The organism is Paenibacillus sp. FSL R5-0636, assembly GCF_037974255.1.
Lineage (GTDB): Bacteria > Bacillota > Bacilli > Paenibacillales > Paenibacillaceae > Paenibacillus_AQ > Paenibacillus_AQ odorifer.
On record NZ_CP150232.1, the window covers coordinates 2079518 to 2098499 of the forward strand.

The window sequence follows — 18982 nt, forward strand, 5'->3', positions numbered from 1 at the left end:
CTCCTGTTTGTGAAGCTACTATACTCTAGTATAGTAACTACACTAGAGATCATATAATAAACTAATTTTCACTTCTTTCTATTATATACAAACTATTCTAGAATGAATATGAGTGCTAAGCAACCTGCCAAAATCAAACACGGAACTATGGAGAGGAGCAGTTATTATGAAATATCGCAGATTAGGTGGAACCGGTTTAAAAGTCAGTGAGATTAGTTTGGGAAGCTGGCTGACATACGGAGGCTATGTGGAAAGAGATAATGCTGTTAATGCCATTGAAACCGCTTACGACTTAGGCGTGAATTTTTTTGATACTGCAAATGTTTATGAAAAAGGTGCTGCCGAGAAAGTACTAGGTGAGACTTTACGTAACTACTCTCGTGAGTCCTATGTATTAGCTACTAAAGTATACGGGGAAATGGGCTCGGGACCTAACGACCGTGGACTATCCCGCAAACATATTACGGAACAGTGTCATGCTAGCTTGAAACGTCTCGGAGTAGAATACGTGGATATTATGTATTGCCACCGTTTTGATCCGGAAACTCCAATTGAAGAAACCTTACGTGCGCTAGATGATCTGGTTCGGCAAGGCAAGGTATATTATGTCGGTGTTAGTGAGTGGACGGCGGCGCAAATGACCGATGCGTTAGCTGTAGCAGACCGCTATTTGCTAGATCATATTGTTGTTAATCAGCCGATTTATAATATGTTTAACCGTTATATTGAGAAAGAAATTATTCCGCTCGGCGAGCGCCGTGGGATTGGACAGGTGGTATTTTCTCCACTGGCTCAAGGGCTGTTAACTGGAAAGTATAACACGGACATCCCTGAGGATAGCCGTGCTGCTAAGCTGGATCGATTAAAAGATTCGATTACAGAAGAAAAGATTGAAAAAGTCCGCCAATTGAGTGGGATCGCCACGGAACTGAATATTTCTGTTGGGAATTTGGCTTTGGCTTGGATTTTGCGTCAACCTAATGTAGCTAGTGCACTGGTGGGTGCCAGCCGTCCGCAGCAGGTCGAAGAGAATGTTAAGGCTTCGGGTATTGAGCTTTCGGAAGAGATTTTGAAGCAGATTGAGGAGATTCTGGAGTAGTTGTTAGCTTCATAAAAAAGGAGACACGCTCATGGCGAAAGTAGTTGTTACAGGCGGCAGTGGGATGTTGGGCAGATGGGTGGTCCGGAATTTTGTAGAGCAAGGGTATGAGGTTGTGAATGTAGATACGCAAAAATCCGCAGATTCTTTGTGCCCAACGATGATTGCTGATTTGAATAATTTGGGTGAAGTATATGGTGTACTTGCTGGCGCTGATGCAGTTGTACATTTGGCTGCGATCCCAGCTGCAAATATAAAGACGAGTGAGGTCACCTTTCAAAATAATGTAGTATCTACCTATAACATTTTGGAGGCTGCAGCGGGTCTCGGGATTCGAAAAGCAGTGATTGCTTCCAGTGAATCCTCCTACGGAATCTGTTTTGCGGTTAATCCTTTGGGGCCGAAGTATGTGCCTATGGATGAGGAGCATCCACAGTTGCCTGAAGACAGCTACGGTCTGTCTAAGGTTGTGAATGAGCAAACCGCTGAGATGTTCTATCGCAGAAAGGGTATACAGGTCGTTTCCCTAAGAATCGGAAATGTTATTGATCCATCGGCGTATGAACGTTTCCCTTCCTTCATTCATGATCCAGCGCAGCGCGATCGGATTCTATGGAGTTATATTGATACACGGGATGTAGCAACAGCTTGCCAATTGGCAATCGAAACGGATGGATTGGGCGCGGTTGCTCTTAATATATGTGCAGATGAGACCAGCATGGCTGTTCCTAGCAGAGAGCTAATGGCCGCACGTTATCCAGAGGTGACGGATTTCCGCCAGCCGCTGGAGGGTCACGAGTCGCTACTCAGTAATGAGAAGGCCAAAAAGCTGCTGAATTGGCGCCGAAGCACGTATGGCGAGATTATGTTAACCAGTAAATAACGAGCCGGATTCACTATAAGGAGCGTGCAAAATGAAGGTCTTATTTATTGGAGGTACGGGATTAATTAGTCAGGCTGTATCCCCGTTGGCTGTAGCTCAAGGAATCGAGCTGTATTTGTTCAACAGAGGACAGCGGGATGAATTCGTTCCAGAAGGTGCAAAAGTAATTAAAGGAGACATTCGTAATCCGGCAGAAGCCGCATTAGTATTACGAGATTACGAATTTGACGTAGTGGTAGACTGGATTGCTTTTACACCGGAACATGTGCAGGCAGACATTGACCTGTTCACTGGTAAAACGAAGCAGTACATTTTCATCAGCTCAGCCTCTGCTTATCAGAAGCCGCAGCGTAATTATGTAATTACAGAAAAGACACCGCTGGAGAATCCTTATTGGGAGTATTCGAGGAATAAAATTGCGTGTGAGCAGCTGTTGATGGAAGCTTACAAGGCGAACGGATTCCCGGTTACGATTGTTCGTCCTTCCCATACCTATGGAAATACAGCCATCCCTGCGGCACTTACGAGTGGCCAGCATCCTTGGTCATTGATCGATCGTATCCGCCGCGGCTTACCTTTAGTCATACATGGAGATGGAACCTCTTTGTGGACACTGACGCATAATTCGGATTTTGCCAAAGGTTTTGTTGGATTGCTTGGACATCCGGAAGCGATAGGGGAGGCCATTCATATTACTTCCGACGAGGTATTGAATTGGAATCAGATCTATGCGGCCATCGGACAAGCGGCAGGTGTGGAACCTAAAGTGGTGCATATCTCCACAGACTTTATCACAGCCTTTACCCCTCCAGGGACAGCGGATGGCTTGATCGGTGATCAAGCGGTAAGCAGTGTTTTTGATAATAGCAAAATCAAACGTTTCGTGCCTGACTTTCAGGCTACTGTGCCTTTCTCCGAAGGGATCAAGCAGTCGGTTGCTTGGTTCGAGGCTCATCCTGAGCAATGTACGGTCGATGCGGAATGGTCTGCGTTACTTGATAAGTTGATCGAGAGACATGGAATTGAGTCCAAACCTCTTTCATTCTACGCATAAGGTTTATACTATACAGTTATATTTAAAGACGGTCTGTTCCTAAGGGAGCAGCCGTTTTTTTGGGTTTGTCTCGTTCAATGTAAGGTTATGGAATGAATCAGCAAATCATGAATATACTCTCACTACCTAAAATTCCGTTGAAAAAGGAGTCCTGGCCATGCCAACCCATCCCTTTGTCTCGCGTTTTTTCGTAAATTCAGATGCACGTCGTGAGAAGTTGATTTATGATCTGCCGGAATCATGGTGGAGCCGTCCCTTTGAATATGAGTGGTGTATTAACTTTATTTCTCCGCATGGTGTTGTGCTGGATGCCGCCTGTGGGATTCCTCATCCCTTGAAGTTTTATTTGGCAGGGGTTTGTGCAGAGGTCTATGCCTGCGATAAGGACAGTAGGGTTATTTACCCGAAAGCTATCCAAGAATGTATTGAGAATGAGATTGGGGAAAAAGCGGCGAAGCAGGTTATCGCTAGAAGAACAAACAACCTGCATTTCGCTCAAGCTAATCTGACGGATCTGCCTTATGAGGATGAGAGCTTTGACACTGTCTTTTGCATATCAGTATTAGAGCATTTGAGCTTTGAGGATACAGTGGGTACTTTACGGGAATTTCACCGGACGTTGAACGAAGAAGGATTATTGGTATTGACATTTGATTACCCGACGGTAAATCTGAGTCTTATGAATGACCTGCTGCTGCAAACTGGATTTCAGTATTGGGGGAGACGGATTTTGAGTTGCCTGCGGATGCTGTGCATACGGATGCGTGGGGCGGATTAAATTGCTTCAGAGCCGTTCTGAAAAAAGCAAAGGAATAACAGGTCTTTCTACTCTTAATTTAGTAACCTCTTTCCAGTATGCTAGGATCATAGCTAATAAAAAGATGAGAGGAGGCTGTGTTTTTTGAGATTAGGATCGAAGGTTTTGCGTAGAATAGCACTTATTACACTTATGTTATCACTAATAGTTCCTGTGACATCTGCTTCCAGTGCAGCTTCACTATCTTCAGATCCTATAAAGCTTGCTTTTGCGGGTGATATCCTTTTGGACGGTTTTGTTGGCGATCAGATTGCTAAATATGGGGTGAACTTTCCGTTTGTAAAGGTCGCACCTACTCTGCAAAAGGCTGACATCGCCTTCGCCAATCTGGAGACGCCTGTGTCTATCCGAGGGAAAGCGGCAGAGAAAACCTTTGCCTTCAGATCCAAACCAGCAACGTTAGGTGGCTTAACCTATGCCGGGATTGATGGAGTGTCCTTGGCGAATAATCATATTTTGGATTATGGAAAAGACGCTATGCTCGACACGCTGATCCATTTGGATCGAAACAAGATTGGCCATACAGGAGCTGGCAAAGATGAAGATGAAGCGTTCAAGCCTTATACTAAGACAGTAAAAGGGAAAAAGATCGCCATCCTTGGCGTTAGCCGTGTGCTTTCAAATCCTTCGTGGTATGCCGGCAAAAACAAACCGGGAGCCGCTTCAGCTTACACCTCGCAGCCTATGCTTAGCGCCATTCAGAAGATGTCCAAGGAGAATGATTACACGATCGTATATATTCACTGGAATGAAGAGTTTAAGGATTTCCCTGAAAAGTACGCTCGCACACTAGCTAAACAGATGATTGATAGCGGGGCGGATTTAATCCTTGGCGCACACAGTCACTGCCTTATGGGCATCGAATACTATAAGCACAAGCCCATTTATTATTCACTTGGGAACTTTGTATTTAATCGCTCCACACGTGGTGGGGAAAAGACACTTAATTCTATGCTATTGAACGTTGAGATTAAGGACTCCAAGATGACCAGCAAGATTACACCTGTCAAAATTATTGGCGGACAGCCTAATTTCATGGATGATTCCTACAATAGGAAAACGATTAAGCTGATGAATACCCTATCTTTTAATGCCAACATAGACGCTAACGGCAGGGTCACGGAGAAGGCGCTTTAATTAATACAAACTCTGATTAACTATTCACGGATTGCGCCCGATCTCGTTGGAATGCGAAATGTGTGGAGTACTTATGGAGTACCTATGGAGTGGCATGAAGTACGTATGGAGTACGTATGGAGTCCGTAAGGAGTACGAATGGAGTATGTATGGTGTACGTAGGATGTGGCGTATGGAATACCTATGGAGTGCCCATGAAGTATCATCGTTGTGTTTGTGAAATAACTGCATTCTATACACCTATTTTATATGTAAAACGGACCATTTTGCTTTTAAGTGTATTCTATGCAACTAAAAACTAGAAAATCGGCCTAGAGGGCATTAAATCAAGAGAATAGTTGTACGAAATACAGCTATATCCATCGGCCGAGCGAGTTGCAGAGTTATAGTTGTACAAAATACAGTTAAACTACTAATTAGTATTGGAATGTCTGTATAAAAAGCTGACTGTAGCAGTATGCAGAGAGTATTTATGGAGTCCGTATGGAGTGCCCATGAAGTGTCATCGTTGTGTTTGTGAAATAACTGCATTCTATACACCTATTTTATATGTAAAACGGACCATTCTGCTTTTAAGTGTATTCTATGCAACTAAAAACTAGAGAATCGACCTTGAGGGCAATAAATCAACAAAATAGTTGTACGAAATACAGCTATATCCATCGGCCGAGCGAGTTGCAGAGTTATAGTTGTACAAAATACAGTTAAACTACTAGTTAGTATTGGAACGTCTGCATCAAAAGCTGACCGTAGCAGTATGCAGAGAGTATTGGAACGTCTCGGCCGAGCGAGTTGCAGAGTTATAGTTGTACAAAATACAGTTAAACTACTAGTTAGTATTGGAACGTCTGCATCAAAAGCTGACCGTAGCAGTATGCAGAGAGTATTGGAACGTCTGTATAAAAAGCTGACTGAACTGCAGTATGAAGAGAGTATTTATGGAGTCCGTATGGAGTGCCTATAAAGTATCACCGTTGTGTTTGTGAAATAACTGCATTCTATACACCTATTTTATATGTAAAACGGACCATTTTGCTTTTAAGTGTATTCTATGCAACTAAAAACTAGAAAATCGGCCTAGAGGGCATTAAATCAAGAGAATAGTTGTACGAAATACAGCTATATCCATCGGCCGAGCGAGTTGCAGAGTTATAGTTGTACAAAATACAGTTAAACTACTAGTTAGTATTGGAACGTCTGCATCAAAAGCTGACCGTAGCAGTATGCAGTATGAAGAAGTATTTAAGTATTGGAACATCTGCATCAAAAGCTGACCGTAGCAGTATGCAGAGTATTGGAACGTCTGCATAAAGGGGGAGATCCATATGGATCTCCCCCTTTTTATGCAGAAGCTAGGTTTGGAATTAGATAATCAGCCCTTCACCGCCCCCGCAACAACACCCTTAACGATGTACTTTTGCAAGAAGATGAATACCACGATCGATGGCAGCACCGCCATGACCATAGCAGTCATCGCATATTGCCAATCTGAGGTATATTGGCCCACAAAGGTGTAGGCAGCCAGTGTCAGCGTTTTGGTATCTGGGGAGCCGTTGACCATAAGCAGCGGGAGCAGGAAGTCATTCCAAATCCACATTACGTCGATAATGACAATGGTTGTTGTGACCGATTTCAGCAGTGGGAAGATGACACTGAAGAACAGGCGGAAGCCGGAAGCTCCATCAATCGTGGCACTCTCATCAATTTCAACCGGAATACCCTTGACGAATCCATGGTAGATAAACACGGCGAGTGGAGCACCGAAACCCCAATATAACAATCCAAGTCCCCAAGTACTCTCAGAGAGATTTAAGGTCTTAGCGGTTTGCAGAACGGTCAGCATGATCGATTGGAACGGAATCAGCATCGGCATAATGCAGAGGAAATAAATCACCCCGCTCAGTCTGGATTTCGTCCGTGCCAGCTTGTAGGCTGCTATGGATGAAATGAACACAATACCCAGAAGACCTACACCGGTAATGACAAAGTTGTTCAGAAACAGCTTCGGATAGTTGATAAACTTCCACACGTAGGAATAGTTGCCGAATACCAGATGTTTTGGCAGGGCGATGACATCCGTCATGACTTCGCTAAAGCTTTTTAACGAGTTGATAATCGTCAGAAATAGCGGATATAGAAACAGAAGAGAGAGGATGACCATAACAACCTCTAGAATGATTCGGCCTGCTTTGCGGTTTGTATTCATTATGCCTCAACCTCTCTTCGTTTGAAGAATGCTAACTGGAGAATGGTTACCACCAAGACGGCCAGGAACAGGATAAGCGCTTTCGCTGTACCGTATCCATACAGATTGTTCTGGAAGGTATCCCGGTAGATATCGTAAGCGATACTGTAGGTAGTTCCGCCAGGTCCGCCCCCGGTTAATGACAGGATGACATCGAACACCTTGATCGAATTGGTCAGTGCCATGAACACAGAAATCGTAATGGATGGAGCGAGCAGCGGCAGTGTAATACTGAAGAATTTTCTCATGGGACCAGCGCCATCAACTGTCGCTGCTTCTTTGAGATCCTCAGGTACAGATTGCAGACCGGCAATATAAATGACCAGATAAAAACCAATCGACTGCCAGATGGAGACGGCCAGTATGGAGACGAAAGCAAGTCCCGGCGTCCCTAGCCAGCTTAGACCAAATATGGACCAGCCTGTACTTTCTCCGAGTGAGTTGAAACCTTGCATAAAGATAAATTTCCAGATAAAACCGACAATGACAAGACTGAGGATATAAGGAATAAAGAAAGCGGCTCTCAGCCAAGGGGTGCTCTTCAGCTTCATGTCCAGAACCAGTGCAAGCAGAATGGCCAGCACGTTAACGAGAACAATGTACAGAATCGCATACTTTATGGTGAACCAGGCTGAATTGGCGAAGTTGGTGTCGCCCATAAAGATTTGTTTGAAATTATCAAGTCCGACAAACTTAGGGTGTTTCGAAATTCCGTTCCATTTGGTCATCGAATAGCGGATAGTCATGGCAAACGGAATGTAGAATGCTACAGCGATACAGATTAGGACTGGGAGAGTGAATAATCCGAATTCTGTTTTCTCGCGCCATCTTTTGCCGAGTGATTTTAACATGGATGCACCTCTTCTTGATTTGTTGGGTGGTAATATCGACTAGGCTTGCCACACATAACCATTCCGGTTAGTCTATATTGTGTATTATAGAGCAGTGCCCTATACTCAAAAATGGATTTAAGAGTACAGTTAGGGGTAAAAAGGTGAACTGAAATATTTATAATTAAGCCTGTAAATCGTGGGGGAGGTTGCCGGTCATTATTAAAAAGTGGATCATAAAGCGGTTTGAACCCGTGCTGGAGCTTGTCTCACGCAGGTTGGCGAACAAGCTTATTTTGCTGTTTACAATCATCATTGTTTTGGTGGTGACCTCACTGACGTTCATTTCATACGGCATGCTGCGAAAAGAATCGGTGGATAACAGCATCGCCAGTACGAGCAACAATCTGTTGCTTGTCGGCCGGAATCTGGAGAGTTATTTGGACGGCATCGAGCAATTATCCCTGCCGCAAATATCGTATGACGAGATCACCTATGCGATTTTGCATGAATCGGAGGATTATGCCTCGAAGATGTATGTGGAGGACTACTTGAAGAACCTGTACTTCTCCCGCAATGATCTGGAAGCTATCTACCTGTATGTGATCAAGGAGCACAAGTATTATTATGTCACCAAAGAGAACTACAATATTACCGTGCGGGTCGCCGAGCATCCGTCGATTGAGAATCTTTCCTGGTATAAAAAAGCGCTGGCCAGCCCGTTTAACCGTTCTTACCAGTCTTTTGTAAAAAACCAATCCTCGATGATCAATAGCTCCGACTACCCTATAAATAAGGATAAAAGCTTCATGGGCTACCATCGATTGCTGCGCTCTATAGTTTCCAGGGAGCCGCAGGCGGTGCTCTCCCTTTATTTCAACTCCTCGGTTACGGACGAGATTATGAAGGATATTCCCTTCAGTAAAGGGCAGCACCTAATGTACGTCAGTCCCGATAATGAACCTTTTGTGGTGGATGACCCCGGGTTTTATCAACAGAGCGAACAAGAGGGACTGCTTAAGGAGCTGACACCAGCCTCAGGAGGACGCGTGACGTGGTCGGATAAAGAAGAGAAGTATCTAGTGATTTATGACATCAGCAAAAAAGAAGGCTGGAAGCTGATTAAGCCGATTCCCTACAAAGAAATTTATGAAGCGGCCACGACAACACGCAAATTGAACTATTTCATAGGACTGTTATTTTTAATCGTTTCGGTCATCTTGGTCAGCTTTATTTCGAACAAAATAACGAACCCGCTAAAGAATCTGTCGCTGCAGATGAAGCGGTTCAGTACAGGCAGCTTTGACGCTGAAGCACAGGTTGAAGGAAAGGATGAAATTGCCTATCTGTCTCGCCACTTCAATAAGATGGTGGAAAAGACGAATGAGCTGATCAATGAACGGTATAAAATGAAAATTGTCGAGAAAAATGCTGTACTCAAAGCACTGGAAGCTGAGATCAATCCGCATTTCTTATATAATGCCCTGCAAGCCATTTCCACCAAGGCGCTGAAAAACAACAATGATGATATTGTCGATATGGTCGATAATCTTGCTATGACGTTGAGATACTGCATTAGCGGTAAAGATGTGGTCCATGCCAGAGAGGAATTAAAGCATATTGAACGTTATTTGGCACTGCAGAAGGCTCGTTTTGGAAACAGAATGCAGGTGGCCTACCAGTGGGAAGACCCTTTGCTGGAGCTGGAGATTCCGAAGCTGTCCATTCAGACCTTGGTAGAAAATTGCATCAAGCATGCGCTGGAAAAAGTATCCACAACGATCACAATTACCATTGAAGCGCATGTGACGCCTAGCCATACTGTTATTTCAGTGACGGATGATGGACCGGGGTTTAGCGGGGAGCGGCTGGAGCAAGTGAGAAATTCTCTTCAAATCCAGTGGGAGGATCAGGGCGGAGAAAACGCTGCCGAAAGTGACACGGAAAGCATTGGACTGAAAAATTTGAACACGCGGCTGAAGCTTTTGTATGGTGAGGCTGCGGGTTTGGCCATTACCAGTGATGCTGGCGGAACAAAGATGGACATGCGGTTACCGCGGGGAGGGATTAACCATGTATAAAGTACTGATTATAGATGATGAGGAACCGTTGCGTGAGGCGATCAACATCCTGGGAGACTGGAAAGGACTAGGTGTCGATCAGGTACTGGAGGCTACGGATGGAAATATGGGCCTAGCCATGCTGCGTGAGCAAAAGATCGACCTTGTATTGGTTGACATGAAGATGCCGGAGCTGAACGGAAGTGAGCTGCTGCAGATCGTGGAGAAGGAGTTCCCGGAACTGCTGACGATTGTAATCAGCGGCTACAATGATTTTGAATATACCCGCCAGGCTATCCGTTCTAAGGTAGTTGATTATTTGCTGAAGCCGGTCAACCGGGCGGATTTGAATGCGGCCTTGCGTAAAGCTATAGATGTGCTGGAGGCCAAACGTAAGAAAGAAAGTGAGTTCATCAACAGGAACATTACGCTCAACATGTCTCTGCCGAAGCTAAAGGAGAAAATTTATCTGTCGATCATTGAACGTAGCTTCAAAAATCAGTCCAACGAGGCTTTTCTGCCGTTGATCGGCGCTGATACGACCGGAAACTATTTTGCTGCGGGTGTACTGCGGGTGCTCAATTTGGAACAAGTGCGTCGTAATCGCTTCCATGAGGACCGGGATTTGCTGCATTTTGCCGTCACAAATGTGATTAATGAGAATAGCGATGAGCATTTTCAGGCCTTCAGCTTCGCCAGCCATAAGGGAGAACGCGAGTTTATCGCCATCTTCACGATGAAAGGCGGCTATGAGGAGGACGCAACTTTCCGCTCTTTACATCATATGAAGAAGTTAGTCTCGACGCTGAAAGAGCTATTCGGAATTGTTGTTGCCGGAGGAATTGGACAGCCCTATGGTGACATCATGGCGCTTGCTCAATCCTATGAGACTGCCAAAGCCTCTCTCGACGGGATTGACCTCCTGACGCTGAAGGGAGCGATTGTCACAAATAGCAGCAACGATACTTCACAGGGGAAAGATAATCCTTCCTTGACGGGACGTATGCCCTTGATTCGCAACGCACTGGAGAGCGGGAACATCAATCATGCCAAAAGTATTTTAAGCGAATTCACAAAGAAATGGGAGGCTTCCGGACGTTTTAATCTGGGCGAGGCTGACCGGCAGATAGAGGAATTTATTATTTTACTGAACGATATTGCGACGGAGCTGGATGCGGTCCCCGAACGTATTCGCGGCGGTAAAGATAAAGGATTGCGTGGGCTAGGCATCGGGAGCGATTTTGCTTCCTTTGGCGAATTTGAGCGGGTACTGAGCGGAATTCTAGATTGCTATGGCAATGAAATCAGCAAAAGCCTTGCTGGCAATCGCCCCAGCATACTGGAAAATATTAAAGCATACATTGATAATCACTATTTTGAGAATATTAAAGTATCGATGTTCACGGATAAATATTTCCTGAGCAGAGAATACTTGATGAAACTTTTTAAAGGGCAATATGGTTATGGCATACATGAGTATGTACAAAAGGTAAGAATGGATAAGGCAAAGGAGCTGCTATCCACCCCCGATTTGAAAATCCAAGACATTTCCGAGATGTTGGGGTACAAGGACAAAAATTATTTCAGCAAGGCGTTCCGGAATTATTATGACTGTTCACCTTCTGAATATCGGGTTCTGCTATTGAACGGGGAGTAGTGAAGCGGTTACATGAACACTTTTTTACCCTAATAAGTTCACTTATGTACATTCTTATCCTTTTTCTTTTTCTTTAGAATTGTCTCAAGACCACTAGATGCATGAGGAAAAGGGGGCAACATCATGTTAAAAAGATTTATGGCTTTATCTGCGAGTCTGCTGCTCGTCGGCGGATTACTGGCGGGTTGCGGCGGAAACAACAATGCCGCTGACAATAGCGGAACAGGGAATACTCCTGCCACAGATTCTGGCAAGCCGGTCACGATTAATATGTTCACCGCATCACCCGAGTACACTGATGCTTTTAACGCTTATATTGCCGAGTACAAGAAAGTTAAACCGAATGTGACGATTAATCTGGAGATTATGCAGGCTGACTACAATACGGTGCTCAAATCGAAGATTGCTGCGGGAAGTACACCTGACGTATTCCAGACCACAGCGGGTGGAGATATTGATACCTTTGCGGAGTATAGTGCTGACCTAACTAATGAGCCACTGGCTGCGGCGATGACCGATGCAGTGCGTTCTAACATGAGTTCTACGGACGGTAAAGTGCTCGGTCTTCCGGTAAAAGGGAATCTATTTGTCCTGATGTACAATAAGAAACTGTTGGCTGATGCTGGGATTACGGAAGTTCCTAAGACAACAGCCCAAATGGACGATGCGATTACTAAGCTTGAAGCTAAAGGCATTACTCCTTTTGCCAACGCCTATAAAGAGTGGTGGGTATGGAAACACATCTTCCAACACTTCGTAGATGCGGCAGCCCAAGATGCAGGTACGGATGCTAAGACACTAGTAAATGATTTTATTGCCGGAAAAACCACGATCAAGGATCACCCGGTGCTGTACAATAACTTCTTCAGCTTCGTTGATACCACTGTTAAACATGGCACAGACAAACCGCTTGAACGGGACAGCAATGCTGAAGTCAGCGACTTTGCATCCGGCAAAACAGCGTTCATGACTGGTAAAGGCGCATGGGATGAAGAAGCCATTAAGAAAATCACACCTGACTTCGACCTGGGCATTATGGGTTACCCAGTCAGCGACAAGGCTGAACAGTCCCAGATCATTACTGGTGCGGATCAGGCCCTGCGTATCAATAAGGATTCTGCTGTAGCTGGTGAGACTATTGAATTCTTCAACTGGCTGTATACTTCTGAATACGGTAAGAACTGGTTCTCTACAGTAGCAAAGGTTATTCCTCCAATTAAGGATGCTCCAATGCCTGACCTGCAAATGCCAAAAGAAATGGAAGAAATCCTCAAAACAGAGAAATCCGGCGACCTGTCCGTGAACTACTCTCTGGATACCTTCCACCAAAAATTTGGTGAGCTCATGCAGGCTTACATCGGCGGCAGCAAAACTAAGGATCAAGCCATCGATGAAATTCAAAAAGCTTGGATTCAATTCGGATCGGCAGAATAACTAGGTTCAGATCAGGGGGCGGGCTCCAAGGTAAGATTCACTTACTGGAGAACCGTCCCTTTTTTATATGTTATATAATCATAAGAAGATACTGAGATAAAGTCAGGAGGTACATTATTATGAATAGCAAAATGATTGAAATCATTGAAAATGGACTATTTCTTACGATTGAAGTTACGGAAGATCAGGATGTTCGGCTATTGCATTTTGGCGCGGCACCTTTGGAAGCAGCCATAGCGGATAAGAACAAGCAAGGCTTCCGGCTGCTGGAGCTGCAATTATCGGGCGAAGACCGCGCCGAATATCACGGGCGCACACACCGAGCATCCTATCCGGGTCTTCGGATGGTATATGCGGGACACAGCGATACAGTGAATGCGCTCGGGCGTAAATTGGAGCTTAGCTTGGCTGATCCGATTACAGGAATCCAGGCAGTGCAGCATTTTCAGTTCTACAAGGGCGTGCAAATCGTTCGAAGCTGGACAGTGCTAAAGAATGCTGGAGAAGCTGAGGTGGCAGTGGAATACATCTCCTCCTTTGCTCTTACAGGTGTAGACAAAGAGGGGAGCGGGGAGCGCAATGATAAGATTGAAGTAACCCTTGCCCACAGCGGATGGCAGAGTGAACTTCAGTGGCGGACCTACCGCCTGCCTGAGCTTGGGATGTATCATTTGGCAGACCGTGGCTCCAAACGAATTGCCGCAAGCAATACAGGCTCTTGGTCAGCAGCGGAACTTCTACCGATGGCGGTTTTGCATAATAAGGAGAGCGGGACAAGCTTGTTCTGGCAGATTGAGCATAACGGCTCTTGGCATTGGGAGCTGACGGATCAATACGATCAGCTTACACTGCTGGTCAGCGGACCTACAGAACATGACAACCATTGGTGGCTGAACCTAGCTCCCGGTGAAGAGTTTACTTCGGTGCCAGCAGCTGTGGGTGCTGTGCAGGGAGGATTTCAGAGCGCGGCAGAACAGCTTACGGTATATCGCCGGATGATCCGCAGACCTAATGAGGATAATGAGCTGCTGCGGATTATTTTTAATGACTATATGAATTGCCTATGGGGGAGCCCAACGACTGAGAAGCTACTGCCTTTAATTGATGCTGCCGCGGAAGTAGGTTGTGAATATTTCTGCATTGATGCTGGCTGGTATGCACCCGGAGAGTGGTGGGATGGTGTAGGCCAGTGGGAGCCTTCCAGCGATCGGTTTCCGGGAGGGATTAAATATGTGCTCGACTATATCCGCAGCAAAGGGATGATTCCCGGACTATGGCTTGAGCTGGAGGTTATGGGCATCAACAGCCCGAAGCTTGCGGAGACTGATGACAGCTGGTTTTTCATGCGGCATGGTAAAAGGGTTAAGGACCGTAGCCGCTATCAGCTAGATTACCGCAACCCGAAAGTCATTGATCATGCAAACGGTGTTATTGCGCGTCTGGTTAAGCAGTACGGTGTAGGATACATTAAAATGGATTACAACATCAATGCAGGCATTGGGACAGAAACGGATGCGGACAGCTTCGGAGATGGGTTGCTACAGCATAACCGCGCTTATCTGGCTTGGTTGGACAGCATCTTTGTTCGTTATCCGAACCTTGTCATCGAGAACTGTTCCAGCGGGGGAATGCGCATGGATTATGCGATGCTCAGCCGACACAGCATCCAGTCTACTAGCGACCAGGAGGATTATGTACAGTATGCGGCCATTGCCGCAGGTTCTCCGGCAGCACTGACACCGGAGCAGTCCGCAGTTTGGTCTTATCCGCTGCGCGAGGGTGACGATGAGGAAGTCATCTTCAATATGGTTAATGCGCTGTTGCTTCGTGTACACCAGAGCGGTCATTTGGCGGAGCTTGAACCTCACCGCAGAAGTCTAGTTAAAGAAGCGCTGGATTATTACAAAACCATTCGCAGTGATATCCCACACGCCACACCTTTCTGGCCGCTCGGCCTGCCGGACAGTGAGGGCGAATGGGTCAGCCTTGGCCTGCGGCGCGGCGAACGACGGTATGTCGCGGTATGGCGGATTGACGGAGAAGCTGCAAATGTCCAATTGCCGATAGAAGAGCTGAAGGGATTTGAACCAGTGATCGCCTGTGCCTATCCTCAGCAGCATAGTTCAACTTGGAATTGGGATCAATCGGCAGGGGTTTTGACGGTGGCACTCCCACCAGGAAAAACAGCGAGATTGTTTGAGATTACTTCGTAAAGCTTGCGGCGGGCCTGCTCCCCTTCAGTCTGCTGTTGGGGAGCGGCCGCTGTACTTGCTAGGGAAATAGTTTTTTTCACTGCCTTTCTAATTCGGTCAGGTTTGGCTTAGCTGCTGAAAGTATGTTTAGAAAAGGTAGTACAATGATTGTTTCGAATTCATTATTTTGAGCGTTAGTAACTAGATGACCTCCGTATTTTTCGGTGACACTTTGAATATTTGTTAAGCCGAATCCGTGAAAAGCGGGATTCTCTTTAAAATTATGCTGCACTATAGTGCTAGAATTGTTCCGTGAGTTGGTGACTTGGATAAACAATGAAGTATCGGTAGTGAAAATTAGCAGCTGAATAAATCTATCTTCTTTTTTTGGAACTCTTGCAGCGGCGTTTAGAGCATTATCCAGCACATTCCCGATCACGGTACATAAGTCAAACCGATCAATATCAATAGCTTCGGCGTGTATATGAATATCATACTTAATAGCAATTTTGTGTTCACAAGCAATATTTAGCGCGTTGCCAATTAAAGAATCAATTACCAAATTACCTGTTGATAGTCTGAGAGAAGGCTGATGAATTTGACCGAGCATTGAATTGATATGATGGATAGATTCCTGAATCTCATTGTTCTGAATACAATTCCGGACATATACCAAATGCTTGTTCGTATCATGGATAACTTGTTTGATGCTTGTAAGGGAATGTGTGGTTTTTTCATAGCTGATGTGTTGATAATCCATCTGTTTACGTAATTGCAGATTTTCTTTAGTCAGTTTGGTGTTTTCATTAATTTTACCGAATAAAAGGATGGTTTCTCTGATTAGCAGAATAAGCAACATCATGATGACCATTGATAGATAAAGAGTCATCCTCGTTCTTTGAATTGTGCAATCATATAATAGGCGTAGGCTTCTTTAACCTCTTTTGCCTGAGTACGGCCAATAGGAAACTGCTCTTGATTGTGCATGACTACGGAAGTAGCTGTAAACTTATGGACATGTTCCAGATTAACAATAACGGAACGATGAATAAGCATAAATGGACGGTTTAGTTTACTTATATATTCTGAAATTGTACCTGGAATTATGTAATGCTGCGTAGAGGTAATGATCTTTAGTCGGTTTTTAGCCAAGGAATGTTTGATTTTAACAATCGCAATAATGTCAGAATTTTTGATCACCATATGTCCATCTTCAGTTTTAATCATTAGAAACCTATTTACAGAAGAAATGATATAGTTACATAGCTTTATTATCTTTGCCTCAAAACACTCATAGTTTACTGGTTTAATCAAATAATGGTAGGGTTGCACATCAAAGCTGCTCATTACGTACTGCGGATAGTTTGTCAAGAATATAATTTGAACCTCCCGATCCGGAAGTGCACGGATTTTTTTTGCAACCTCGATTCCATTTAATCCTCTCAGTTCAATATCCATTAGAAGTATATGAAAAGGATAACTACTCTGTTGATTATAATAGTGAAGCAATTCCTCACCGGAGGTAAAATATTGAGTCTCGAAAGAGTAAGCCGTGCTTTTCATAAGTCTTGGGAGATATTCCTTTAGCAAATCGTGTTCCTTTTTCTCGTCATCGCATACGGCTATGCGTAACAAAGCCATCCCCCCCATAATTAAATTTGTTAATCTTCAGAGATACCAAAACCTGACACGAAACGTCATTCAGCCTCCTATTCCAACCATTAGCTACCAAATTACCCCAAATATTCTTTTATATGATATATTGATAGCGTTATCAATGTCAAACCGAAGCTTGAAAGTAGAAGAGGATATATTCTATGAATGATAAGGATACCCTTGAAAAACTTATCGGATTATTTAAAGCGCATAAAAAGAATTTATGTATTATTTTTCTGCTCTTAATATTTTCTACTTTGATTAGTTCCATTTTGCCGATGTTCAACAAAATTATTATTGATGAAGGATTTATGAAATCAGATGTTAGAACCATTATTTTAACGGCAATCTACATCTTTCTTTTGTCTATGTTCAGTAGCTTTTTAGATTTGCTCAAAGAAAAACGAAGAATAAAAATAGCTTCAAATATTATCTACTCCTTGCATAAAGCTGCATTTGATCGACTTATGAAAGTGAAAGTGAAATATTTCACTGATAAAAACTGCAGTGAAATTTTAAATCGCGTTAGCACCGATATATCGAATATTTCGCAAATAACGGATGGTAGCATGCTTTTTATTGTTAGTCAGTGTTTTAGTTTGGTAGGAGGAGTTATTGGACTTTTTATCATAAGTTGGGAACTTACACTTATTGTGCTTATTTTAATCCCTATAGAATATTTAATTTTGAAATCGTTTGCTAAAAAAAGAAAGTCTCTTGCGGAAAAATACATCACGAAGGATGGAGAATATTCGCATTGGTTTGAGGATAGTTTGAATGGTGTGAAGGAAACAAGGCTTTTTAATTTATTCATTTTCAAAGAAAAAGAATTTGCAGACAAGCAGAATCAAGTAATAACCTCCCATATGGGAATCAGTTTATTGGATAATTGGCGGATTACTGTGGAGAGATTTCTAATTGGAGGACTAGTTCTTCTAATATATGCTTCTGGATCGACGATGATATTAGATTCAAAGCTTTCGGTAGGAAGTATATTTGCATTTATTACCTATAGCGCTTATGTGACCACTCCTATCTCATCGATGTTGAATATTGGATACTTATTGTCGGGAATAATGCCTTCTGCCCGAAGGTATTATTCATTGCTCGAGGAAGAAATCGAAGCTTGTGATGTAGAATCCGCCAACATTGGTATGAAGCGACTCAACCCTTTTGGGAGCATTCAGTTTGAAAATGTAAGCTTTGCTTATGATACTGAACTGATCTTGTCAAATGTGAATTTCACGATTGGCAGCCATGAGAAAGTGGCCATTGTAGGAATGAATGGTTCGGGGAAGTCTACAATCCTAAATTTAATCCAGAGGTTTTACGAACCACTTGCAGGAAAAATTTTATTTGACGGAGTGGATATTAAGGCTATTAATTTGAATGAATATCGGGAATTAATTTCGACTGTTAGTCAAGAGATATATCTTTTTGACACAACCATCGAAAATAACATAAAACTTTACAGTGAAAACCATGAGGAGCAGTATAGACAGGCTATTGAGGCTACCCAATTATTAGAGAAGGATACAAGCTGGTTTGAGGATTATGTCGTAGGTTCTAATGGGAACAAGTTGTCCGGTGGACAAAAACAAAAAATCGCGATAGCCAGAGCATTAGTAAAAAGCAGGCCTATGGTGATTTTTGATGAAGCGACCTCCAACCTTGATCTTCACTCTGAACAAGCCATCAACCATCTATTAGATACAGCACTCAGTAACAATACAGTGATTATAGTCAGTCATAGGCCGGAAATTCTGAAGCATGTGGATAGAGTAATCTTTTTAGAAAAAGGCCAGGTCTCCGCTATTGGACTTCATGAGAAGTTGTCTTATACAAATGAAAGGTATCGGCTCATCACACAACAGCATCAATTCGTTTAATGGGTTTACCCTTCGAGTGATTTAAATAT

The 18982-nt window shown here is 43.8% G+C and carries 14 protein-coding genes; 10 read left to right on the top strand and 4 right to left on the bottom strand.

Annotated elements, in window-relative coordinates; all coding sequences use genetic code 11:
• The first annotated feature begins 166 nt into the window (after positions 1-166).
• The 5 genes from MKX34_RS08990 (at position 167) to MKX34_RS09010 (ending at position 4990) form a co-directional block, all read left to right on the top strand.
• On the top strand, positions 167-1099 hold the full coding sequence (locus tag MKX34_RS08990) for an aldo/keto reductase family protein (RefSeq protein ID WP_038569620.1): 933 nt from the start codon (positions 167-169) through the stop codon (positions 1097-1099).
• A 31-nt stretch (positions 1100-1130) separates the two neighbouring features.
• Entirely contained in the window at positions 1131-1982 is an 852-nt protein-coding gene (locus tag MKX34_RS08995; protein WP_339204811.1) for an NAD(P)-dependent oxidoreductase, read from the top strand.
• Between the two features lie 31 nt (positions 1983-2013).
• The gene (locus tag MKX34_RS09000; protein ID WP_076297559.1) at positions 2014-3036 is read left to right on the top strand and encodes an SDR family oxidoreductase; all 1023 of its coding nucleotides are present in this window, start codon (positions 2014-2016) and stop codon (positions 3034-3036) included.
• Positions 3037-3193: 157 nt separating this feature from the next.
• Complete coding sequence (locus MKX34_RS09005) at positions 3194-3814, top strand: class I SAM-dependent methyltransferase (protein ID WP_339204814.1); 621 nt, start codon at positions 3194-3196, stop codon at positions 3812-3814.
• A 123-nt stretch (positions 3815-3937) separates the two neighbouring features.
• Entirely contained in the window at positions 3938-4990 is a 1053-nt protein-coding gene (locus tag MKX34_RS09010) for a CapA family protein (RefSeq protein ID WP_256717685.1), read from the top strand.
• Positions 4991-6362: 1372 nt separating this feature from the next.
• Here the strand turns inward: MKX34_RS09010 and MKX34_RS09015 are convergent.
• Complete coding sequence (locus tag MKX34_RS09015; RefSeq protein ID WP_036684045.1) at positions 6363-7196, bottom strand: carbohydrate ABC transporter permease; 834 nt, start codon at positions 7194-7196, stop codon at positions 6363-6365.
• A complete protein-coding gene (locus MKX34_RS09020) occupies positions 7196-8086 on the bottom strand; it encodes a sugar ABC transporter permease (protein WP_036684044.1) in 891 nt (296 codons plus the stop codon). The genes MKX34_RS09015 and MKX34_RS09020 overlap by 1 nt, the downstream gene beginning before the upstream one ends.
• A 197-nt stretch (positions 8087-8283) precedes the next feature.
• On the opposite strand from MKX34_RS09020, the gene MKX34_RS09025 reads away from it, so the two are divergent.
• The 4 genes from MKX34_RS09025 to MKX34_RS09040 all read left to right on the top strand — a co-directional run bounded on the left by MKX34_RS09025 (position 8284) and on the right by MKX34_RS09040 (position 15429).
• Complete coding sequence (locus MKX34_RS09025; RefSeq protein WP_052097448.1) at positions 8284-10146, top strand: histidine kinase; 1863 nt, start codon at positions 8284-8286, stop codon at positions 10144-10146.
• Positions 10139-11782 (top strand): response regulator, encoded by a 1644-nt coding sequence (locus tag MKX34_RS09030; protein ID WP_076104097.1) that lies wholly within the window; start codon positions 10139-10141, stop codon positions 11780-11782. The genes MKX34_RS09025 and MKX34_RS09030 overlap by 8 nt, the downstream gene beginning before the upstream one ends.
• A 123-nt stretch (positions 11783-11905) precedes the next feature.
• Positions 11906-13216 (top strand): extracellular solute-binding protein, encoded by a 1311-nt coding sequence (locus tag MKX34_RS09035; RefSeq protein ID WP_036684033.1) that lies wholly within the window; start codon positions 11906-11908, stop codon positions 13214-13216.
• A 119-nt stretch (positions 13217-13335) separates the two neighbouring features.
• Positions 13336-15429 (top strand): glycoside hydrolase family 36 protein, encoded by a 2094-nt coding sequence (locus MKX34_RS09040; protein ID WP_076104096.1) that lies wholly within the window; start codon positions 13336-13338, stop codon positions 15427-15429.
• 76 nt (positions 15430-15505) lie between these two features.
• On the opposite strand, the gene MKX34_RS09045 is transcribed toward MKX34_RS09040, so the two are convergent.
• Together MKX34_RS09045 and MKX34_RS09050 are read right to left on the bottom strand one after the other, a co-directional pair.
• Positions 15506-16270, bottom strand: coding sequence for a GHKL domain-containing protein (locus tag MKX34_RS09045; protein WP_339204820.1), 765 nt, complete (start codon positions 16268-16270; stop codon positions 15506-15508).
• Between the two features lie 23 nt (positions 16271-16293).
• A complete protein-coding gene (locus MKX34_RS09050; RefSeq protein ID WP_179089046.1) occupies positions 16294-17049 on the bottom strand; it encodes a LytTR family DNA-binding domain-containing protein in 756 nt (251 codons plus the stop codon).
• Positions 17050-17225: 176 nt separating this feature from the next.
• Here MKX34_RS09050 and MKX34_RS09055 point away from each other — a divergent pair, with 176 nt between their 5' ends.
• The gene (locus tag MKX34_RS09055) at positions 17226-18953 is read left to right on the top strand and encodes an ABC transporter ATP-binding protein (RefSeq protein ID WP_076296035.1); all 1728 of its coding nucleotides are present in this window, start codon (positions 17226-17228) and stop codon (positions 18951-18953) included.
• Positions 18954-18982 lie beyond the last annotated feature (29 nt).